Below are 22020 nucleotides of genomic sequence, written 5' to 3' on the forward strand. Positions count from 1 at the left end.
TCATGCTCAACATGGACAGCGTTGCAATCCGCCCCGCCGCTATCGCGCTCTTCATCGTCGGCGCCATCGCCGCCGTTCCTGCTTCCGCCCGGCCAGAGGCGGAGATAGCCGGGCCGACCGCGGCCGACCCCGTGACCGGCGCCACCTCAACAGACGAAGCGCCGGAAACCCGCAAAGAGCGCCTCGATCGCCTTTTTCAGGAACTCGCCGCCGCCGAGGCCGCCGATAGCGATCGGATCGCCGCGCAGATCCGCGATATCTGGTCGAAATCCGGCTCCGACAGCATGGATCTTCTGCTTCAGCGCGGACATCGGGCGATGCAGGAGAAGGACTATCCGCGCGCCCGCGCGCATTTCAGCGCGCTCACCCGGCTCGCCCCGGAATTCGCCGAAGGCTGGAACGCCGCCGCCACGCTCGATTACATCGAGAAGAATTTCGGCCGCTCCGTAGCCGAGATCGAGCGCGTGATCGCGCTGGAGCCGCGGCATTTTTCAGCTCTCGCCGGACTTGCGATGATTCTCGAACATGTCGGCAAGCCGGAAGCCGCGCTGCAGACCTGGCGGGAAATCGCGCGCATCTATCCTACTCTCGACAAGGCGCAGGAAGCGATCGAACGGCTTACACCCGAAATCGACGGCCAGACACTCTGAACAACGATCAAGTCCACACGCCGAAGGAATATCAAGGATGACCGCTGCGCCGGCCACCCGCCGCGACGACACGGTCGAAGCGGTTCTCGGCCCCACCAACACGGGCAAGACGCATTACGCCGTGGAGCGGATGCTGGCGCACCGGACCGGCATCATCGGCTTTCCGCTGAGACTGCTGGCGCGGGAAGTCTACGACCGCGTCGCGGCGATGCGGGGCAACGCGTCGGTCGCGCTCCTGACCGGAGAGGAGAAGATCACCCCGCCGGCGGCGCAGTACTATCTCTGCACGGTGGAGGCGATGCCGCTCGATTGGGGCGCGGATTTCATCGCGGTGGACGAGATTCAACTCGCTGCCGATCCGGACCGCGGCCATATCTTCACCGACCGTCTGCTCAGGGCGCGGGGCCGGAAGGAGACGCTTCTCCTCGGCGCCGAAACGATGCGCGGCCCGATCGCATCGCTACTGCCCGGAGCGCGCATCACCACGCGGCCGCGGCTCTCGACACTTTCCTATACCGGCGTGAAAAAGATCAGCCGGCTTCCCCAGCGCTCGGCCATCATCGCCTTCTCCGCCGATCAGGTCTATTCGATCGCGGAGTTGATCCGCCGGCGAAAGGGCGGCGCGGCGGTCGTGATGGGCGCGCTCAGCCCGCGCACGCGCAACGCGCAGGTGGAACTCTATCAGAATGGCGATGTCGAACATCTGGTGGCGACCGACGCCATCGGCATGGGGCTCAATCTCGATCTGACCCACGTCGCCTTCGCCGGATTGACGAAATTCGACGGCAGGCGACCGCGCCAACTGACCCCGGCGGAGATCGCGCAGATCGCCGGGCGCGCGGGCCGCCACACGGCGAACGGCACATTCGGCGTGACAGGCGATGTCGAGCCGCTCGACGATGCGGTGGCGCATTCAATTACCGAGCATCGATTCCAACCGATCGGCGCGCTCGAATGGCGGAACGCGGCGCTGGACTACGGCACGGCGCCGGCGCTGATCGCGGCGCTGGAAGCGCCTTCGCGCACACCCGGTCTCCGCCGGGCGCGCGACGCCGATGACCTGGTCGCGCTCCGCACCCTCTGGGCCGACCCCGAGATGCGGGCGATCGCGAAAGGCGGCGCGGCGGTGCGCCGGCTTTGGGACTGCTGCCAGTTACCGGATTTCCGCAAGGTGGCGCCGGCGGAACATGCGGCGCTGATCGGCCGGATTTACCGTTTTCTTCTCTCATCGGAGGGCGCTATACCCTCCGACTGGATCGCAGCCGAGATTGCGCGGCTGGACCGGACCGAGGGCGGTATCGACAAACTCTCGCGCCGGCTCGCGCATATGCGAACATGGTCCTATGTCGCGAATCGCGGCGGCTGGATGGCTGATCCGGGGGAATGGCGGGGCCGCGCCCGCGAAGTCGAGGACCGGCTGTCGGATGCGCTGCATCTGGCGCTGACGCGCGAATTCGTCGACCGGCGCACATCCGTGCTGATGCGCCGGTTGAAACAGAAGGAGAGGCTGGTGGCCGAAGTGACCGAAACCGGCGAAGTGACCGCCGAAGGCGAACATCTGGGACGGATCGACGGGTTCCGTTTCATTCCCGATCCCAAAGCCGGCGCCGACGAACAGAAGCGCCTTCGCGCCGCGTCTCTCGACGCGCTCACCGGCTGGTTCGCGCACCGGGCCGACAAGTTCTACAACGCCCCCGACACCGAGATCGACGTCACCGAACAGGGCGGCCTGATGTGGGGCGAGATCGCGGTCGGCCGGCTGGAGCCGGGAGCGGACGTTCTTGCTCCCGCGGTCCGCGCCTTCGCTGACGAGATGCTGGACACGAGCGTCGTCCAGAAGATCGAACGCCGGCTCGGCCACTGGATCAACCGCCGGATCGCCGCGCTCTTCGCGCCGCTGATCGCGCTCCGCGACGACGAAGCGCTCACGGGTATGGCGCGGGGCGTAGCGTTCCAGTTGGTCGAGGGACTCGGCGTCCTGGAACGCCGGCCGATCGCCGAAGACGTGAAGGCGTTGGACCAGGACGCGCGGACGCTCCTGCGCAAGCACGGCGTCCGCTTCGGCCAGCATTCGGTGTTCATGCCGCTCCTGCTCAAGCCGGCGCCGACGCGGCTCCGGCTCGTCCTTTGGGGCCTGAAGAAGAAGCTGGAGGAAATCCCGGGCGCGCCGCCTCCGGGTCTCGTGACGATCCCCGCGGAAGCGGACGCGCCGGAAGGGTTCTATGTCCGCGCCGGCTACCGCCGCGCCGGCGCGAGAGCGATCCGCATCGACATGCTGGAGCGGCTTGCGGATCTCTTGCGCGACATGGACGCCCGCACCGGGTTCGAAGCCACCGCCGACATGTTGTCGATCACCGGGCTGACGCTGGAGCAGTTCGCCGACCTGATGCGCGGTCTCGGATTCGTCACAGAGAAGGGCGAGCGGGCGAAACCGCCGAAGCCGGCCGCCCCGCAGACCGAAGCAGACGCGTCGTCAGAGGAGGCCTCGACGGATGCCGATGCGGCGCAGAGCGCGCCCCCCGCGGAAGACGCCGACGCCCCGGCGGCCGACGCGGCCGCGCCGCCCCCCGAGGCCGAACCCCAGACGTCTGCAAGCCCCGCCGACGCCCCCGCAGCGCAACCGGATGCGAAAAATGGTGAGCCGCAGGCTTCGGATCAGCCCGAGATGGAGGTGTTCTACACCTTCTCCATCGCCCGCCGCCCGCCACGCGGCGCCCGCACGCACGCCAAGGGGCGCGAGAACCAGAAACGACGCCCGCCGAAAGCCGGCAAGGGGCCGGGCGGCAGCGCCGGCGCATCGCATAACCGCAATAGCGCGCCGGGCGGCGGCGCGAAGGCGCGCCATGAGAAGGCGCCGGACCCGGACAGTCCTTTCGCCATCCTGAAGAATCTGAAAAGCTGATCCTTGCCGGAGACGCCGACCGAGGGGCTCCGGCTCGACAAATGGCTCTGGCGGGCGCGGTTCTTCAAGACGCGCGGTCTCGCGGCGAAAACCGCGGAGAAAGGATTCCGGCTAAATGGCGAGCGATCGCGCAAGACACATGCGTTGGTCAGGCCGGGGGATGTGCTGACCTTCAGACAGGGCGCCGAAGTCCGCGTTGTGCGTGTCCGCGCATTGGGAACAAGGCGCGGCCCGGCGCCCGAAGCAGCGACGCTGTTCGAGGATCTCGATCCCCCGACCGCCGGAGCCGGACGGTGAGCGCCGCCGCTGCTTGCCCCGACGGGCTGAGGGGATTACATCGCGGCGCGAAGGGCCGCCCCGGAGCGGATACAGGAAAATCTGAATGACCTACATCGTCAACGACAGTTGCATCAAATGCAAATACACCGATTGCGTGGAGGTCTGCCCGGTCGACTGCTTCTACGAAGGCGAGAACATGCTTGTCATTCACCCGGACGAGTGCATCGACTGCGGCGTTTGCGAGCCGGAATGCCCGGCCGACGCGATCCGCCCCGACACGGAACCGGGGTTGGAGAAATGGCTGGAGATCAACACCAAGTTTGCTTCGATCTGGCCGAATATCACCCTGAAGAAGGACCCGCCAGCCGACGCTGAAAAATACGACGGCGAATCGGGCAAGTTCGAAAAGTATTTCTCCGAGGCTCCGGGGGCTGGCGACTGACGTCTGTCAGACCCTCGGACCGGAGAAAAAGCCCATTTAGACCACGTTAACGCAGGATTTTTTGCGCCGCCCTGCGCCAATCGCCGCAGTGGAGTGGCGAAAGGGCGGTTTTTTTGTTATATAAGTGCAACGTTCGCGCCGCCTGACGCGTCACGGAGCCGGAAGCCGGCGCCGCTGAGCAGGGAGGCGCAATCTTGCAACCGGCTGTCTTCGCCACCTGGAAAGAGTGGGGAGGGTGGTCTTCGCTGCGCCATAATGCGCGGCGTCCCTGAGAGAGCGGACTGGAAAAAGCGCAAATGTCGACATCTACGAAGTCCAAGGGCGAGTTTCGCGCCAATGATTATGTGGTCTATCCGGCGCATGGAGTCGGCAGGATCATCTCGATCGAAGACCAGGAGATCGCCGGCGTGCGGCTCGAACTTTTCGTGATCTCCTTCGAAAAGGAAAAGATGACGCTCAGGGTGCCCACGGCGAAGGCGAATTCGGTCGGCATGCGGACTCTTTCCAGCCCCGAATTGATCGGGAAGGCGCTGGAAACGCTGAAGGGCCGCGCCCGCGTGAAGCGCGCGATGTGGTCGCGCAGGGCGCAGGAATACGAACAGAAGATCAACTCGGGCGATCTGATCTCGATCGCCGAGGTGGTTCGCGATCTCCACCGCGCCGAAGACCAGCCGGAGCAGTCCTATTCCGAGCGCCAGCTCTACGAGGCGGCGCTGGAGCGGCTGACGCGCGAAGTCGCGGCGGTGGAGCGGCTCGACGAGGTGCGCGCCGCGCGCCGGGTCGATGAGGCGCTGGACAAGAAAGCCGCCTGAACTTCGTCTTTCGATGCTGAAGAAGCGCTCCGCGTCAGCGGGGCGTTTTTCGTTGGCGGCAGCTCAATCGACGATCGCGGCCACCACCGCGAGACAATCGCCCATCTTCACGAGACCCGGAAAATGGCGCGCGGCCAACAGCCCGTCGCGCCTTGCGCGGTATTCCTTTGGCGCAACGCCCGTCCGCTCCACCGGCCAGAGCCGGGCGATGAGATCGCCGCGCCGGACAGCGGCGCCGAGATCGACCGCCATTTCCAGCAGCGCGTCATGTTCGGCGAAGGTGAAGCAGTCTCCGTCCGGCATGTCGAGGCTGACGCTCGGCCCAGTCGCGGGTTCGCCGGTCAGGATCCCGGCATGAATCAGGAAATTCCGTGCGCCCTTCTTCGCGATGGCGATGGAGCGCGCGGTCGCCGATCCGCCGCCGCCAAGCTCGGTGGAGACGAACACCTTGCCGAGCGATTCGACGGTTGTGTCGTACATCCCCACATTGTCGATCTCCAGCAGCGTCATCGAATAGGGCGCGTTGAACGCCCGCATCGCGGCGACGCACGCGGCCTCCTGCGGTTTCGAATCCAGCACATGCGCCGCGGCGAAGGGGATGAAATCCAGCGTCTTGCCGCCTGAATGGAAGTCCAGGACATAATCCGCGAGCGGCGCGAGCGTGCTCGCGAAATAGTCCGCGATCTTCTCTGTCGGGCCGCCATCGGGCCGGCCGGGAAAGATGCGGTTCATATTCGCGCCGTCGATCGGGGAACAGCGCCGCGCAGCGGCCACCGCCGGCAGGTTCATGAACGGGACGATGATCACCCGACCGCGCAGCGCGGCGGGTTCCAGCGTCAGCGCCAGATCCTGAAGCGCGACCGGACCCTCGTACTCGTCGCCATGATTGCCGCCGGTGAGCAACGCCGTCGGCCCGTCGCCGTTGGCGATCACCGAAATCGGGATCATCACCGCCCCCCAGGCGCTCTCGTCCCGGCTGCACGGAAGGCGAAGGAAACCATGATGCGCGCCGTCCGCATCGAGTGGAACCGAGGCGGTGATCGGGTTCGCCGGAAGCGTGTGGGTTCGCCGCATCGCTTCAGTTCTTCACGAGGAGTTTGCGGGGGACACTGGCGAGGATCTCCGGGCCGGTCTCGCCGATCACGATGCTCTCGGTGATCTCGAATCCCCATTCATCCATCCAGAGACCGGTCATGAAATGGAACGTCATCCCCGGCTCCAGCACGGTGCGGTCGCCCGGGCGGAGCGACATCGTCCGCTCGCCCCAGTCCGGCGGATAGGAGATGCCGATCGGATAGCCAGCGCGGTTGTCCTTGTGGATGCCGTGCTTCTTGAGAACCTTGAAAAAGGCGATGGCGATATCTTCACAGAGATTGCCGGCGCGCGCCGCCTCCAGTCCGACCTCCATGCCTTCAAGCACCGCCTCCTCCGCATCTAGGAAGACCCGCGTCGGCTGGCCGAGAAACACCGTGCGCGACAGCGGGCAATGATAACGCCGGTAGACGCCGGCGATCTCGAAGAAGGTCCCCTGCCCGGTCTGCATCGGCTCGTCATCCCAGGTCAGATGCGGCGCCGACGCGTCCGCGCCCGAGGGCAGAAGCGGGACGATGGCCGGGTAACCGCCGCCATAGCCGAGCGCCTCGTCGTAGCGCAGCGATGCGTCGTAGATCTCCGCCACCAGATCGCATTTCCGGATGCCGGGCTCAACCAGATCGAAGATACGCTGATGCATCCTTTCGACGATGCGCGCGGCGTTGCGCATGTAGTCTAGCTCGCGCTCCGATTTCACCGCTCTTCGCCAGTTCACCAGCCCGGTTGCGTCGCTGAATTTCGCGTTCGGCAGGTTCTTTTGCAATGACGCGTAGGCGGCGGCGGAGAACCAGTAATTGTCCATCTCGACGCCAATCCGGGCGGCGCCGTGACCACGGTCTGCGATCTTCGCCGCGATATAGTCCATCGGATGGCGCTCGGTGGATTGCACGTAGTTGTCCGGATAGCCGACGATGTTGTCATAGCTCATGAAGACGGTGCGTTTCGCGCCATTCGCGTCCTGCATGCGGCCGAACCACACCGGCTCCCCTTCGAGGCCGAGCATGACGCACTGGTGGACATAGAAGGACCAGCCGTCATAGCCGGTGAGCCAGGCCATGTTGGAGGGATCGGAGACGAGGATCAGATCGAGCCCATGCGCCTCCATCGCCACACGCGTCTTCTCGATCCGGGCGAGATATTCCTCGGTCGGAAAGAATGGTATCATCGTGCTCATCGCGGCCCCGCCCCCTTCATGTCGTGAAATTCACGCCCGCCCCGGCCGCATCCGCGCGCTGGCGGGCGAAGCTGGCGATGGCGGTGTCCTGGACGCCGGTCCCCGTCAGGTCGGCGATGGTGATCTGCGTCGCGGCGCGGCGGCCGGGCGCCTCACCAGCGACGATGTCGCCCAACTCCGCGAATCCCGCGCCGGCGTCGACAAGCCCCGCCGCGATGGCGGTTCTCAGTTCGCCAAGCGCGCGTGTCTGGTTCAAACGGTCGGGAACGTAGAGATCCGCGCGGACGAGGCACGCGGGCTCGATCTCGTTCTTCGTGTGCTGATCGGAGCCCATGGCCGTGACATGCTGGCCGGGCGTCAGCCAGTCCGCCATCAGGATGGGCGCCGTCGCCGGCGTCGTCGTCAAGATCACGTCGGCGCCCTTCGCGGCCACATCAGGGGCCGCCTCGGCGCGCGCGTCGATCCCAAGGCGTTCGGCGGTCTCGCGCGCGGCCGCTTCCGCCCGCGCCACGTCCCGCGCCCAGAAAACCACTCGCCGTATCGGCCTGACGAGGCAGAGAGCACGCACCTGCAACCGCGCCTGAACACCGGCGCCGAAAACCGCGGCGCTCGAAGCATCCTCACGCGCAAGGCGACGCGCCGCCACCGCGCCGGCGGCGGCGGTGCGGATATCCGTCAGATAACCGTTGTCGAGCAAGAGCGCCTCGATCTGTCCGGTCAGCGCTGAAAATAGGATCATCAGGCCGGAGGTCGAAGGCAGGCCCAGTTTCGGATTGTCGAAGAACCCCGGCGAGACCTTGATGGCGAAACTGTCGATCCCCGGCACATAGGCGGTCTTCACGTCGACCTCGCCGTTATGCGCCTCGATCGCCATCGAGAGGATCGGCGGCATCACCACTTCGCCGCCGCTTAACGCCCGGAATCCCGCCTCGACGCAGTCGATCGCCGCCATGTCGAGCGTGACGAGCCGACGAAGGTCCTCTTCCGTCAGGATGCGGACTTGAGGCATTTTCAGCGTCCTTCCGCGGCGATATCGACATTCTCGCCGGAAATGATTCGATGATGAATCTTCATGTCGATATTCGCGCCGCTGAGCAAGACCAGGGCCGGACCCTCGAGCGCGACCCGCCCTGCGAGCAGCGCCGCGACGCCGACCGCGCCGGCCCCCTCGACGATCTGGCGCTCGAGCCAGTAGCAATGCCGGACCCCGGCGGCGATCTCCGCCTCCGAAAGCAGGACGACTTCATCGACGAGATCGCGAACCATCGGAAAGGTCAGGCGGTTCTCAAGCCCGATCCCGCCGCCAAGGCTGTCGGCGAGCGTCGCCAGCTCCTCGACCGCGACCGGGCGACCGGCTTCGAGGCTCGCCTGCATCGCCGCGCCGCGCGCCATCGACACCCCGATCACCCGGATGCCGGGTTTCAGCGCTTTCAGCGCCGCCGCAACGCCCGAGATGAGCCCGCCGCCGGATAGCTGGATCAGCGCAACCCGCGCATCGGGCGCGGCCTCCAGCATCTCCAGCCCAAGCGTTCCCTGCCCGGCGATGACGTCCCGGTGATCGAATGGCGGGATCATCACCAGCCCCTCCTTCGCGACCAATCGGTCGACTTCCTCCTGCGCTTCGTCCTGGCTTTCACCGATGATGCGCGCCTCGGCCCCTTCGGCGCGGACGCCCTCGGCCTTGTTCGCCGGCGCGAGCGCCGACATGCAGATGACGCAGCGCGCGCCGACACGGCGCGCGGCGTGCGCCAGCGCGCGGCCATGATTCCCTGTCGAGACGCCGACGACCCCGCGCGCCCGTGCCGCCTCGTCCAGCTGGAGAACGGCGTTGCTCGCGCCGCGCAGCTTGAAGCTGCCGGTCGCCTGGAGATGATCCAGTTTCAGATGGACGGGCGCACCGGCCAGGTCGCTCAGCGCGGAGGAGACGACCTGCGGCGTCGGTCGGACGGCTTCGGCGATCCGCACACGCGCGGCCTCGATCTCATCAAGTGCGACGGCGGGCTCGACGCTCACAGCAGACCCGTCGCGCCGCGCGACCCGGAGAGCGGGAGACCGGTCCTGAACTCCATGCCGCCCTCCTTCTCCCCGATCCCGTCAGATGACCAGAACAGGCGTATCGGAGAGCGCGGTCACCTTGTGCGAAACGCTGCCGAGAAGATAGCCCTCCACCGAGCCGAGGCCGCGACTGCCGAGGACGATCAGATCGGCCTCGTGCTCTTTGGCGAAGGCGATGATCGCGCGGGCCGGCTGGCCGTTCTTCACGAAAGCCCGGATCGCGCCGGCGCCCGCCTCCGTCGCGACCGCTTTCGCATGCTCCGCGATCTCGCGCGCATAGCGGCGTTGCGCATCGTCGATCGATTCCGGCTCCGTCGGTCGCACCATGGAGAGCGAATCCTCCAGAAGACTGTGATGACGAAAGACCGTCAGGATGATGATCTCGGCGCCGCAGAGCTTCTGCAACTCCACCGCTTTCAACAGCGCCCGTTCGGCCCCGACGGACCCGTCGATCGGAACCAGTATGCGTTTGAACATGTCTGCCGCCCCCCTCGCCTAGTAACCGAACGCCAGATCACGCAGGAAGAGGGCGATCTGCGGAAAGAAAATCATCGCGACGGACACGCCGAGCAGAATGACGATAAAGGGCGGCGTTCCCCTGATCACCTCGACATACGGCCGTTTGAACACCGCGATCGCGGTGAAGATGTCGCAGCCGAATGGCGGCGTCGCCGAGCCGATGGCGACCTGAAGGGTGATGATCGCGCCGACAAGCACCGGGTCCAGCCCGACGGATTTCACCACCGGCGCGAAAATCGGCACCATCACGAGGATGACGACGATCGGGTCGACGAACATGCAGCCGATGAAAAAGGCGATCGAGATCACGAAGAGAACCCCGATCGGCCCCATCTCGGTGATGCCTATGGCGGTGAGCACCTGCTGCGGGATCTGCGCGAAGGAGATAATCCAGGAGAACGCCGCGCCGGCTGCGACCAGGATGAATACGACGGCGGTGATCAGCCCGGTGGATTTCGCCGTCTCGTAGATCGCCGCGGCGTTCATCGAGCGAAAGACGATGAACTCCAGAATGATCGCGTAAAGCACGCAGGCCGCCGCCGCTTCGGTCGGGCTGAAGACGCCGCCATAGATGCCGCCGATGATGATCACCGGAAAGCCGAGCGGCCAGAGCGCCTCTCGCACCGCGCGGAGCCGGTCGCCCCAGCCGGTGCGCGCCTCGGTCGGGACATCGTTCCGGTAGGCGTAGATGATCGAGTAGATCGAGAAGAGAACAAGGATCAACAGGCCCGGCCCAATCCCGGCGATGAAAAGCTCCGCGATCGAGGTGTTGGAGACGACGCCATAGATGATCATGCCGATCGAGGGCGGAATCAGAAATGCGATATCGCTGGCGTTGACGATCAGCGCCAGAACGAAACTGTCCTTGTAGCCCGCCTTCAGCATTCGCGGGCGAAGCGGCGAACCGATGGCGACGACCGTCGCCTGCGTCGAGCCGGAAACCGCGCCGAACATCGTGCAGGCGGCGGCGGTCGAAACCGCGAGCCCACCCTTGATATGGCCGGTGAAGGCCATGACCATGTCGATCAGCCGGTTCGCCGACTGCCCGCGCGTCATGATGTCGGCGGCGAAGATGAAGAGCGGCACGGCGATCAGCGAGGCCGGCCGGATGCCGGCCATGAATTGCTGCACCATCGTCTCCATCTGCCCGAAGCCGTTCATCATCTGGTAAAAGCCGACCCCGGCGCCGACGATCAGCGGAATCATCATCGGAAAACCCAGAAGCAGCAGAATGATCATGATCGAGAAGATCGTCAGCGCCATGGTTTCGCCCCCTCAGACTTCCATCTCGTCGTCGTCATAGCCTTCGAGCACGTTGGTCGAGAGATAGATGTCCTTCTCGACAATGTTCTTGACGGCGGTCAGCGCGTATTGCGCCCCGGTCATGAAGAACCCGACCGGCGCCCAGACGAGCGTGATCCAGACCGGAATCGAAAGCGCCGGCAGCACCCGGCCGCGCGACGCCTGGGTCTCGATATAACCGACGGCGTAGTAGCAGAGTGCGAACATCAGCAGCGCGGTCACGATCGAGATGACGATCATCAGCGCTTTTCTCGGCCGCGGCGGCAAAGTGTCGTAGATCGCCGACATCCGGATATGCCGCCCCTGCCGGGCGGCGTAGCTGATGCCCGCGAAGGTGATCAGGATGATCAGCAGCCGGTTCAACTCCTCGGCGAAGAAGAGGCTTTCGCCGAACGCGAAGCGGCCGACGACATTGGCGATGGTGTTCGCCGCCATCAGGAGAACGCCGACGGCGAGCATGACCGCCTCGATCCGGGCGATCACGCTGTCGATAACGCCGAGCACCCCCGGCAGCGCTGACTGATACTCGGGTTTCGTCGACTGCTCGCTCACCGGATCATCCTCGGCAGGTTTCGCGAAAGTCCCAGGCCGGCGAACCGGCCCGGGATTGAACCGAGTCTACTTGGACGCCGCTTCGAGATCGGCCTTCATCTGCGCGAGAATCTCCGCGCCCTTGTCACCGGTCATGCCGATGAACGCCTCTTCGACCGAAGCCGAAGTCGCCATGAAAGGTTTGCGCTCCTCTTCGGAGAGAATGTTGATCTCGATCTCGGGCTTGGCTTCCTTGATCTTCTCGAAGCTCTCGTCGCCGAGCGCGACCTGATAGTCGAGAATATACTCGAACGCCGCGTCGGCCGCGTTCTGGATCAACTGCTGATCCTCTTCGCCAAGGCCGTCGTAGAAGTCCTTGTTGGCCATAACCGCGGTGGTGAAGTTGTTGTGGCCGATGCAGGTGATGACGTCCGTCACCTCATACATCTTGGTCGATTCAAGGAAGAAGCGCGGGTTCTCCTGTCCCTGGATGATGCCGGTCTGCATCGCGCCGTATACCTCGCCCCACGGGAGCGGCGTCGGCGTGGCGCCGAAGGCCTTGTAGCTCTCGACCAGTAGCGGGTTGGTCATCACCCGGAACTTCACCTCGTTGAGGTCCTCGGGGCTGTGCACCGGCTCCTGCGTGGTCATACAGACCTCGCCCTCCGGAAACATCGACAAGAGCTCAAGCCCTTGCTCGGCGTAGAGCGGCGGGAACAATTCGTGGATCGCCTTAGAGTCGCGGAAGAACTTGAAGAGAGACTCATTATCCTGCGGCAGCAGGTAAGGCACGAAGAACACCTGCGCCTCGGGGATCAGCGCGCCGGTGAAGCCCGGCGACTGATCGACGAACTGAAGGATGCCGGCCTGCGCCTGCTCCATCGTATCGACGCTTTCGCCAAGCGTGCCGAAAGGGAAGAGCTGAATCTCGTGATCGGAATTGGCCTCGATCTCCTCCTTGAACTTCTGCGCGTACTTGCCTTGCACCTCCTCGAGCGCCTCTTCGAACGCATAGCGCCAGGTGTCGGCGGCGGCGGCGGATGCGATAGTCGTCGCCGCAGCGAGCACGGCGAGGCCGCCCAACGTTCGATACCCGGAAAATGTCATGTGCATGTCTCCCTGACTGTTGCGTTCGCCCCCGATCGGGGCGCCGCCGCGAATTGGCTCGCGGCTCTCGAAATTTCTGCGCGGCAGACCGGGCTCATCGGCCCCACCGCCAAGCGGACAAGGCGCGGCCAGCCCGTCGCCACGGAGCGTCAACGCCGAACTTCCGCCTGCTCGCCCCTGCGTGTATCGACGGTGAAAGAATGACAATACTAAGTCAATTTCTATATTGAACCATTACAATCTGCGGGCAAAGGCGTCGCTGCGAACGGATCAGATCACCGGAATTCCCGGATCCGGCTCGCCGCGCAGGAGCTCAGCGACCGTCTCCAGACCGCGACGCAGGGCCGCCTCCGCCGGGCCGCCGAGGCAGATCCTGACTCCGGCGGACGCAGCCCGGTCCGAGATCGCGAAGGCCGACCCGGCGGCGACGGCGACGCCGTTCAGACGGGCGTGCGCGACGAACGCGCCTTCACTCCACCCCTCGGGCAGCGGCGTCCAAACGTGGAGGCCGTTCGGGCTCGCCCGGAACGGCAGACCTTCCAGCATTTCCGCCGCGATCCGGTTGCGCCGGCCCAGCGCGCGTTGCTGCCAGCGCAAGAGCGCCGCCGCGGTGCCGTCCGCGATCCAGCTCGACGCGATCTCGAACATGAGCGGCGTCGCCATCCAGTTGGTGACGAGATGACGGTTGGTCGCGGCCGCGACCAACGCCTCGGGCGCGACGAGATAGGCCGCGCGAAGTCCCGGCAGCAAACACTTGCTGAACCCGGTGAAATACAGCGTCCGCTCGGGCGCGAGGGCGGCGATGGGACGCGGGCGCTCCGGCTGCAACGGGCCCCACGCGTCATTCTCCACGATCAATATGTCATGCGCGCGCGCGATCTCGACCAGCGCCGCCCTGCGGTCCGCGCTCATCGTTGTCGCTGTTGGGTTAAGCCCGTTCGGCATAACGTAAATCGCCTTCACCGGGTTCGCGGCGCAGGCGTGCGCGAAGGAGTCAGGCGCGATACCGTCCTCGTCCGACGCCAGCGCGCCGATCCTGAGCCCCAGATAGCGAGCGAGCGGCCGCAACGTGTGATGGCCGATCTCTTCGCTCAGCACCAGGTCTCCGGGGCTCGCGGCGGTCATCAGCGCAACCGTCATCGCTGCTGTGGCGCCGTTGGTCGGCAGGATGCGGTCCGGCTGCGCGTCAACGCCGCAGCGCGCCAGCCAGCGTGCGCCAGAGTCCCGATGCGGCCGCATGGTCTGGCCCGGCCGGAACGAAAACAGCGCACCCTCCGGCGCCGCTTGCGCCAGTTCAGCCATGGTCGCGCTCATTCTCGTGGAATGAATGGCGCCGATCACCGGCGTCAGCATTGAGCAATCTATGACATCCTCATCACCGCCAAGCCGGTGATAGGGGGTGCGCGTCTCGACTGGTCCGGCGCGCACGAACGTACCGCGCCCGACCTCGCCCGTGACGATGTCGAGGCGCACAAGCTCCTCATAGGCGCGACTGATGGTCTGCACGCTGAGACCAAGGTCGAAGGCGAGCTCGCGATGCGTCGGCAAGCGGTCGCCGGGCTGCAACTCGCCCGACTCGATCGCTCCGATCAGGCTCTGCGCCAGCGACCGATAGGCCGGACGCTTCAGAGCGCCGCGCTCAGGTCGCCAGATTGTCATGATCAGTACATTAGTCAAAGAGGGGCAATTGACAAGGCGCGCTCGCTGGCGAACGCTGCCGGAATGAGCCGCATCGCCCTGGACGATCGTGATATTCGCATCCTCGCGGTCCTCTCGCGGGAGGGGCGTATCTCCAAGACCGCGCTCGCCCAGCGGGTCAATCTCTCCACCACGCCTTGCGCCGAAAGGTTGAAGCGCCTGGAGGAAAGCGGCCTGATCCGCGCCTACCGGGCGGAGATCGCCCTCGCCGCGGTCGCGCCGCATGTCACCGTGTTCGTCACCGTCGAGCTGGAAAGCCATCGCGCCGAGACGTTCCAGATATTCGAGCGGGCCATCACCGCGCGTGACGAGATTGTCGCGTGCTGGGCGCTTGGCGGCGGTTTCGACTACCTCATGCAGATCGTCACCGTCGACATCGACGCCTATCAGCGCCTGATCGACGGCCTTCTGGCGGCGCATATCGGCTTGAAACGCTATTTCACCTATATCGTGACGAAGGACGTGAAGGCGGGCGCGCCGCCTCTCTCACGCCTGCTCGGCGGCGATACGTCCGCATAGCGCCGCAAATTCAGGGGAATCGTCCGCCGGAGGCGCCCTGTTCAGCGAAAACACCTGCCCCCGCCGCGCTAGGCTGCCCGAAAGCAACACCAGGCTGGAGTCTTTTCATGGTCGCGACAAGCGGCGCCGAAACACTCATGTCGACGCTCGACGATCCGACGCTCCTGCGCGGCTTCGCCTATATCGGCGGCCGCTGGATCGCGGCGGATGGGGGCGCGGCGATCAGCGTCACCGACCCCGCCACCGGCGCGCTGATCGGGGAGGTTTCGAACCTCTCCGCCGCGCAGGCCGGCGCCGCGGTCGACGCCGCCGCATCCGCGTTTCCGGGCTGGGCGGCGGCGCTGCCGCAGGAGCGCTCCGCCGTTCTTCGCCGCTGGTTCGACCTGATGCTGACCAATCGCGAGGATCTCGCGCGCATCATGACCGCCGAGCAGGGAAAGCCGATCTCGGAGGCGCGCGGCGAGATCGACTACGCCGCCGCGTTCGTCGAGTTCTACGCCGAGGAGGCGAAGCGCCCGAATATCGAGAACGTGACTTCGCATCTCCCCGACGCCGAGGTGGAGATCTGGCGTGAGCCGGTTGGCGTCGCGGCGCTGATCACGCCCTGGAATTTTCCCGCCGCGATGCTGACCCGGAAAGCCGGCGCCGCGCTCGCCGCCGGCTGCACGGTCGTCGCGCATCCGTCGGCGGAGACGCCGTTCTCGGCGCTGGCGCTGGCGGAACTGGCCGAACGCGCCGGCATCCCGCCCGGCGTCTTCAACATCGCGACCGGCGAGGCGCCGGTGATCGTGAAGCCATGGACCAAGGACAACCGTGTGCGCGCGCTCTCCTTCACCGGGTCCACCGAGATCGGGCGGCTCCTCTATCGCCAATCGGCGGAGACGGTGAAGCGCCTGGTGCTGGAGCTGGGCGGGCACGCCCCCTTCCTGCTTTTCGCCGACACCGACATGCACCGCGCCGTCGACGAGGCGATCAAGGCCAAATTCGCCACCACCGGGCAGGACTGCCTCGGCGCCAACCGCTTCCTGATCGAACGCCCGGTCTATGAGGAGTTCGCCGCGGCCTTCGCCAAACGCGCCGCCGCGCTGACCCTCGGGCCGGGGATCGAGGACCATGACCTCGGCCCGCTGATGAACGAGAACGCAGTGAAAAAGCAGGAAGAGCACGTCGCCGACGCGTTGAAACGCGGAGCGAGGCTTCTGACCGGCGGGGAGCGGCTGAAGCCCGGCTCGCTCTTCTTACAGCCCACCGTTCTCACTGATGTGCCCGCGGACGCGCTGATCTTCCGGGAGGAGACCTTCGGCCCGGTCGCCGCCATCGCGCCGTTCGATACGGAGGAAGAGGCGATCCGCCGCGCCAACGACACTGATTATGGGCTGGTCGCCTATCTCCATACCGACAATCCGCGACGGATCTACCGCGCCAGTCGCGCGCTCGAGTTCGGCATGGTCGCCGTCAACCGCACCAAGGTGACGGGCGCGCCGGTTCCGTTCGGCGGAATGAAACAATCGGGCATTGGCCGCGAGGGTGCGCGTTTCGGGCTCGAAGCCTTCACCGACATCAAATACGTGTGCCGCAACTGGGCCAGAGAAGTAAAGTAAAGGACAAGACATGCTGACCAACGACACCCTCGCCGCCTGGGACCGGGAGAGTTTCTTTCATCCCTCGACCCATCTGGCGCAGCACGCGCGCGGCGAAACCGCCTCGCGCATCATCTCGACCGCCTCCGGCGTCTATATCGAGGACCGCGACGGCAAGAAGATGCTGGACGCCTTCGCCGGGCTCTATTGCGTCAATGTCGGCTATGGCCGGCCGGAGATCGCCGAGGCCATCGCCGCGCAGGCGAAGGAACTGGCCTATTACCACGCCTATGTCGGGCACGGCACCGAGGCGTCGATCACCCTCGCGCACATGATCATGGAGCGCGCGCCGGCCGGCATGTCGAAGGTCTATTTCGGGCTCGGCGGGTCGGACGCGAACGAGACCAACATCAAGCTGGTCTGGTATTACAACAACATCCTCGGCCGACCGGAGAAGAAGAAGATTATCTCGCGCTGGCGCGGCTATCACGGTTCCGGCCTGATGACCGGCTCGCTGACCGGGCTGGAGCTTTTCCACAAGAAGTTCGACCTGCCGCTGGCGCAGGTCGTCCATACCGAGGCCCCCTACCCGTTCCGCCGTCCCGATTCTGCGATGTCAGAGCGCGAATTCTCCGCCTGGTGCGCCGAGCAGCTGGAGGCGCTGATCGCGCGCGAAGGCGCGGACACCATCGCCGCCTTCATCGGCGAGCCGATGCTCGGCACCGGCGGGCTGGTGCCGCCCCCAGAAGGCTATTGGGACGCGATCCAGGAGGTCCTCGCGAAGCATGACATACTCCTGATCGCGGACGAAGTCGTCACCGGCTTTGGCCGGCTCGGGACGATGATGGGCTCCGACCACTACGGGCTGAAACCCGATCTCATCACCATCGCCAAGGGGCTGACCTCGGCCTATGCGCCGCTTTCGGGGTCGATCGTCTCCGAGAAGATGTGGAAGGTGCTGGAGGACGGCACCGATGAGAACGGGCCGATCGGCCATGGCTGGACCTATTCGGCGCACCCGATCGGCGCCGCCGCCGGCATCGCCAACCTGAAGCTGATCGACAGCCTCGGTCTTGTCGCCAACGCCGGCGAAGTCGGCGGCTACCTGAACGCGGGGCTGGCGGACGCGGTGGGCGGACACGCCCATGTCGGCGAGGTGCGCGGCGAGGGCATGATGGCCGCCGTCGAATTCGTGAAGGATCGGGAAAGCCGTACCTTTTTCGACGCGTCGGAGAAAACCGGCCCGCGTATCGCCGCCGCGCTGGCGGAGCGGGGCGTGATCGCCCGCGCCATGCCGCAGGGCGACATCATCGGCTACGCCCCGCCGCTCTGCCTGACGAAGGCGGAGGCCGACACCGTGATCGGCGCGACGGCGGATGCGGTGAAGGCCGTCCTCGGCTGACGTGAGCGGAGCCGGGCGGGGCGCGTTCCGTCCGGCTTCGGTGCTATGCTTCCCGCCAGCCAACGCGAAGCGAAGGAGGCGGAGATGCTGGAGATTGCGCCGGATCGGGACGTGCAGACGGTGATCACCACGTTCGAAGTGACGCCCGGCACCTGCGACGATCTTCTGGACGAACTCAGGGAAGCCGTCGCCAATCACATCCGCCACCAGCGCGGCTTCGTCGCCGCGGCGCTGCATGTGAACGACGCCCGCACTCGCGTTGCGAATTATTCGCAATGGCGAACGCGCGAAGATTTCATGGCGATGCTGCGCGGCCCCGACATGCGAGCGCGGCACCGGCGTCTCCACGATCTCTGCCGCGGGTTCGAGCCGGTGATGTACGAGATAGCGGACACGTTCAGCAAATGAGCTTCATATCTTCGTGTCGAACGAAAACCCAGTGCGACGACGAAGGAGATGCCGAATCTGTCGCGCCGAGAATTCCTGCAGATCAGCCAATCCGCGCATCTCGCCATCCTGCCACTCGACTGGAGTAGCCACAAACTCTCCGTCAGCGAAGGCGGTCAAAAAGTTCTCGCGCCGCATGGCGCATCGAAGGACGGCAATTCGGCGCGGCGTCATGCGCTTCGGACTATCGCCGGCTTGAGTTTCCTGCGTAGGCTACCATGCCGCACACATAGCCTATTGTCAACTATTAGGAAACAATTGGATGACTAAACCCTACATCACCGCGCCGATCTGCCAGGGCACGAATTCGTAATCGCCGAGGCCCTGCGCCTCGGATTTCGTCACTTCGCCGGAGGCGACGCGCAGAAGCTGCTCGTAGATCTCGCGTCCGACCTCCTCGACCGTCATGCCGTCGCTCAGAATGCGCCCGGCGTTCACGTCCATGTCCTCGGTCATCCGCCGATACATCTCCGTATTCGTGGCGATCTTGAGCGAGGGCGCGGGCTTGGCGCCGAAGGCCGAGCCGCGACCGGTGGTGAAGGTGACAAGATTACAGCCCGACGCGATCTGCCCGGTTACTGACGCCGGATCATAGCCGGGGCTGTCCATGAACGCGAAACCCGGCCTGGTCACCGGCTCGGCGTATTTGTAGACGCCGGTCAGCGGGGTCGTGCCACCCTTCGCCGCCGCGCCAAGGGACTTCTCCAGGATCGTCGTCAACCCGCCCTTCTTGTTTCCGGGCGAGGGGTTGTTGTCCATCGAACCCTTGTTCCGGGCGGTGTAATCCTCCCACCACCGGATCAGGCCGACGAGCTTCTCGCCGGTTTTCCGGTCGACCGCGCGCCGGGTAAGAAGATGCTCGGCGCCATAGATCTCCGGCGTCTCCGCCAGCACGCCGGCTCCGCCCTGCGCGACCAGAAGATCGCAGGCGTAGCCGAGCGCCGGGTTGGCGGTGACGCCCGACCAGGCATCGGAGCCGCCGCATTGCAGCGCGACCATCAGTTCGGAGGCCGGGCACTCCTCGCGCACCGCCTCGTTGGCGATCGGCAGCATCGCCCGCACCTTTTCGACGCCAAGCTCGATCGTACGGCGAAGCCCGGCCACGTCCTGAATGTTCATGGTGTGGAAAAGCGGGCCTTTCTTGAGACCATAGGCCTCCAGCAGCCAGTCGATCTGGTTCATCTCGCAGCCGAGGCCGACCATCAGCACACCGGCGTGGTTCGGATGCCTGGCGTAGCCCCACATCACCCGCTGAAGGGCCTCAAACCCTTCGCCGTCGCCGGCCATGCCGCAGCCTGTGCCGTGGACGAAGGCGACGACGCCGTCGACATTCGGATATTTCGCCATTTCCTCCGGCCCGAAAGCGGCGGCGATCTTGCGCGCTGCGGTCGCCGAGCAGTTCACCGATGTCAGGACCGCGATATAGTTTCGCGTCCCGACACGACCGCTTTCGCGTCGAAACCCGCGGAACGTGTCGATGGTCTTCGCCGGCGCGACCGGTCTGAGATCGGTGCCGAATTCATACGCCACCTCGGTCGCGCGAAACTCGACATTATGGGTGTGGACATGGGCGCCGGCGGCGATGTCCTCGGCGGCATAGCCGATCACCTGCGCGTATTTGCGAACAACCGCCCCCTTCGGAATCGCGGTGGTGGCGATCTTGTGGCCGCGCGGAATCAGCGCCGCGGCCGCGACCCCTTCGACGGCGGCGCCGACCTCGAGCGGGCGGATCGCCGTGACGACGTTGTCGGACGGATCGAGCCGCACGGTGTCTGAACGGGCGGCGGGGGATGCGGAGTCTGCCATGGCTACCTCAGGCGCAAGCCGGGGCGTCGGCGTCCCAGCGGTGAATCGGAATATGCGGACGCCGCGCGAGCCGGGCGCGCGCCGCCTCCCACAGCGCACGCCATTGATCGGCGTCGCGCAGTTCGGTCTGTGGCGCCGCGCGGCTTCGGGCGACAAAAGACGGGAAATGGTTGCGGCCGGTCGGCTGGCCGGTGACGTTGTAGCGGATATCGAAGGACCAGCGGAACCCGTCCGTCCGATTGACCAGCGACGCATGCGCCGTCCCCGGATGGAAAATCACCACGCCGCCGGACTTCACCGGCAGGGGAACCGCCCCGCCCTTTTCCAGCGCCGCGTCCGGGATCGACAGCTGGATGCCGGCGGGGCAATGCGTCTTCAGCGCTTCGCGATGCGTGCGCGGGACGACCTGGAGGCAACCGTTCTCCGCCGTGGCGTCGGATATCGCGATCCAGACCGTGACCATCTCGGTCTCGTCCGCCTCCGCATGCGTCACGCCGCGATCCTGATGCCAGTCGGTATAAGTGACATGCGGTCGGGTCTCGTCGGTTTTCAGCAGCGCGGCGGGCGGCTTGATGCGAACGTGCTGGATCGGATTGGAGGTGATCTCCGGCCCGATCAGTCCTTCGACCAGATCGAGAATGGCGTCGTGGCGCATCAGCGAAAAGATCGCCGGACCGAAATGCATTGGCGTATCGGCCGCGATCTCGCCGCCGGGAAGCGAGATGTCCATCGGCTGGAACCAGTCCAGTCCGGCGACGTAGGAAGCCCGAAGCCGACCTTCGAAATCGAGCGCCATGACCTCGGGGCGGAGCCGCCCTTCGGCGACCCACCGGGCGCAGAGCCCGTCAAGAAGCGCAGCGTATTCCGCGCGAACCGCGGCGATGGCCGCTTCGGGAAAGACATTCTCGACAACGAGATACCCTTCCTCATCGAACCGCGCGCGGTGGTCGTTCATCTATAGGCGCCCATCCATTTCAAACCTTCATCTGTCGTGCCCTGCGGGCGGTACTCCGCGCCGACAAACCCGCTCCAGCCGATCTCAGCCATCGTCGGCAACACGCGCTCATACGCGATCTCGCCGCTATCCGGCTCGCCGCGTCCCGGCGCGCCGGCGATCTGGACATGGCCGATCAACGGCAGAAGCGCTTCGAACCTGCGCAGAAGATCGCCCTGCATGATCTGCACATGGTAGCAGTCGAACATGATCCGCACATTCGCCGCACCGGTGCGGATGATGATCTCAGCCGCCTGCTCCACTTCGGTCAGAAAGTAATCCGGCGCATCGCGGGCGTTCAAGGGCTCGACCAGCACCATCTTGCCGAGGTCCCGCGCCTCCTCCGCCGCATAGCGGAGATTGGCGATATAGGTCTCTTCGTCGCCGAAACGGCCGGCCATCACATGAACCGCCCCCGCGCCGGTGATGTGGGCGTAGTCCAGCGCCTGGTCGATCGCGGCGCGGGCCTCCGCCTCGCGGCCTTTCAGCGCCGCAAGGCCGTTCTCGTTCGTCCCGCCGCGCACGGTGTTGATCCCCAGTAGCGGCAACCCGGTGTCCGCCAGCGCGGCCGCCACATCCTCCGCCGGGGTTTCGTACGGGAAATGCAGCTCGACCGCCTCGAACCCCGCCGCCTTCGCACGCCGGATCGCGTCCGGCGGCGATAGCTCCGTCCATAGAAATCCGAGATTGGCCGAGAATCGCGTCATGT

General features: G+C 65.6%; 21 protein-coding genes. 9 read left to right on the forward strand and 12 right to left on the reverse strand.

All coding sequences use genetic code 11. The features are described from left to right. Positions 1-2: 2 nt before the first annotated feature. The 5 genes from G5B40_RS08290 to G5B40_RS08310 all read left to right on the forward strand — a co-directional run bounded on the left by G5B40_RS08290 (position 3) and on the right by G5B40_RS08310 (position 5085). Entirely contained in the window at positions 3-650 is a 648-nt protein-coding gene (locus tag G5B40_RS08290) for a tetratricopeptide repeat protein (RefSeq protein ID WP_165097384.1), read from the forward strand. Between the two features lie 37 nt (positions 651-687). Then, the gene (locus tag G5B40_RS08295; protein WP_165097386.1) at positions 688-3552 is read left to right on the forward strand and encodes a helicase-related protein; all 2865 of its coding nucleotides are present in this window, start codon (positions 688-690) and stop codon (positions 3550-3552) included. Between the two features lie 3 nt (positions 3553-3555). After that, a complete protein-coding gene (locus tag G5B40_RS08300) occupies positions 3556-3849 on the forward strand; it encodes an RNA-binding S4 domain-containing protein (protein ID WP_165097388.1) in 294 nt (97 codons plus the stop codon). 85 nt (positions 3850-3934) lie between these two features. After that, positions 3935-4273: a ferredoxin FdxA gene (gene fdxA, locus G5B40_RS08305; protein ID WP_165097390.1), complete on the forward strand. Its 339-nt coding sequence runs from the start codon at positions 3935-3937 to the stop codon at positions 4271-4273. Between the two features lie 296 nt (positions 4274-4569). After that, positions 4570-5085, forward strand: coding sequence for a CarD family transcriptional regulator (locus G5B40_RS08310; protein ID WP_165097392.1), 516 nt, complete (start codon positions 4570-4572; stop codon positions 5083-5085). 63 nt (positions 5086-5148) lie between these two features. Here G5B40_RS08310 and doeB read toward each other — a convergent pair whose 3' ends face one another. The 9 genes from doeB to ehuR all read right to left on the reverse strand — a co-directional run bounded on the left by doeB (position 5149) and on the right by ehuR (position 14524). Next, complete coding sequence (doeB, locus tag G5B40_RS08315) at positions 5149-6159, reverse strand: N(2)-acetyl-L-2,4-diaminobutanoate deacetylase DoeB (RefSeq protein ID WP_165097395.1); 1011 nt, start codon at positions 6157-6159, stop codon at positions 5149-5151. A gap of 4 nt (positions 6160-6163) precedes the next feature. Then, the gene (gene doeA / locus G5B40_RS08320; RefSeq protein ID WP_179961607.1) at positions 6164-7351 is read right to left on the reverse strand and encodes an ectoine hydrolase DoeA; all 1188 of its coding nucleotides are present in this window, start codon (positions 7349-7351) and stop codon (positions 6164-6166) included. Between the two features lie 16 nt (positions 7352-7367). Further along, entirely contained in the window at positions 7368-8360 is a 993-nt protein-coding gene (gene eutC / locus G5B40_RS08325; protein ID WP_165097398.1) for an ectoine utilization protein EutC, read from the reverse strand. Positions 8361-8362: 2 nt separating this feature from the next. Then, positions 8363-9364 carry a hydroxyectoine utilization dehydratase EutB gene (gene eutB, locus G5B40_RS08330; RefSeq protein WP_165097400.1) on the reverse strand — a complete coding sequence of 334 codons (1002 nt, stop codon included), beginning with the start codon at positions 9362-9364 and terminating at the stop codon, positions 8363-8365. Positions 9365-9445: 81 nt separating this feature from the next. Then, on the reverse strand, positions 9446-9883 hold the full coding sequence (locus G5B40_RS08335) for a universal stress protein (protein ID WP_165097402.1): 438 nt from the start codon (positions 9881-9883) through the stop codon (positions 9446-9448). An 18-nt stretch (positions 9884-9901) separates the two neighbouring features. Further along, positions 9902-11188 carry a TRAP transporter large permease gene (locus G5B40_RS08340; protein WP_165097405.1) on the reverse strand — a complete coding sequence of 429 codons (1287 nt, stop codon included), beginning with the start codon at positions 11186-11188 and terminating at the stop codon, positions 9902-9904. Positions 11189-11200: 12 nt separating this feature from the next. Continuing rightward, the gene (locus tag G5B40_RS08345) at positions 11201-11779 is read right to left on the reverse strand and encodes a TRAP transporter small permease (protein WP_246209766.1); all 579 of its coding nucleotides are present in this window, start codon (positions 11777-11779) and stop codon (positions 11201-11203) included. 66 nt (positions 11780-11845) lie between these two features. Then, entirely contained in the window at positions 11846-12865 is a 1020-nt protein-coding gene (locus G5B40_RS08350) for a TRAP transporter substrate-binding protein (RefSeq protein WP_165097408.1), read from the reverse strand. Positions 12866-13135: 270 nt separating this feature from the next. Then, positions 13136-14524, reverse strand: a complete 1389-nt coding sequence (ehuR, locus tag G5B40_RS08355; protein ID WP_165097410.1) for a MocR-like ectoine utilization transcription factor EhuR — start codon at positions 14522-14524, stop codon at positions 13136-13138. 72 nt (positions 14525-14596) lie between these two features. Here ehuR and G5B40_RS08360 point away from each other — a divergent pair, with 72 nt between their 5' ends. The 4 genes from G5B40_RS08360 (at position 14597) to G5B40_RS08375 (ending at position 18472) form a co-directional block, all read left to right on the forward strand. Then, the gene (locus tag G5B40_RS08360) at positions 14597-15082 is read left to right on the forward strand and encodes an Lrp/AsnC family transcriptional regulator (RefSeq protein WP_165103418.1); all 486 of its coding nucleotides are present in this window, start codon (positions 14597-14599) and stop codon (positions 15080-15082) included. Positions 15083-15189: 107 nt separating this feature from the next. Next, the gene (locus tag G5B40_RS08365) at positions 15190-16683 is read left to right on the forward strand and encodes an NAD-dependent succinate-semialdehyde dehydrogenase (protein WP_165097412.1); all 1494 of its coding nucleotides are present in this window, start codon (positions 15190-15192) and stop codon (positions 16681-16683) included. Between the two features lie 10 nt (positions 16684-16693). After that, positions 16694-18064 (forward strand): aspartate aminotransferase family protein, encoded by a 1371-nt coding sequence (locus G5B40_RS08370; RefSeq protein WP_165097414.1) that lies wholly within the window; start codon positions 16694-16696, stop codon positions 18062-18064. Positions 18065-18148: 84 nt separating this feature from the next. Further along, entirely contained in the window at positions 18149-18472 is a 324-nt protein-coding gene (locus G5B40_RS08375) for an antibiotic biosynthesis monooxygenase family protein (RefSeq protein ID WP_165097416.1), read from the forward strand. Between the two features lie 312 nt (positions 18473-18784). On the opposite strand, the gene G5B40_RS08380 is transcribed toward G5B40_RS08375, so the two are convergent. Genes G5B40_RS08380 through G5B40_RS08390 form a run of 3 tightly spaced genes read right to left on the reverse strand, consistent with a single transcriptional unit; the run spans position 18785 to position 22018 of the window. Beyond that, positions 18785-20317 carry a UxaA family hydrolase gene (locus G5B40_RS08380; protein ID WP_165097418.1) on the reverse strand — a complete coding sequence of 511 codons (1533 nt, stop codon included), beginning with the start codon at positions 20315-20317 and terminating at the stop codon, positions 18785-18787. A 7-nt stretch (positions 20318-20324) separates the two neighbouring features. Next, complete coding sequence (locus G5B40_RS08385) at positions 20325-21272, reverse strand: phytanoyl-CoA dioxygenase family protein (RefSeq protein WP_165097420.1); 948 nt, start codon at positions 21270-21272, stop codon at positions 20325-20327. Beyond that, positions 21269-22018, reverse strand: a complete 750-nt coding sequence (locus tag G5B40_RS08390) for a hydroxypyruvate isomerase family protein (RefSeq protein WP_165097422.1) — start codon at positions 22016-22018, stop codon at positions 21269-21271. The genes G5B40_RS08385 and G5B40_RS08390 overlap by 4 nt, the downstream gene beginning before the upstream one ends. Positions 22019-22020 lie beyond the last annotated feature (2 nt).

Source organism: Pikeienuella piscinae, assembly GCF_011044155.1.
Lineage (GTDB): Bacteria > Pseudomonadota > Alphaproteobacteria > Rhodobacterales > Rhodobacteraceae > Pikeienuella > Pikeienuella piscinae.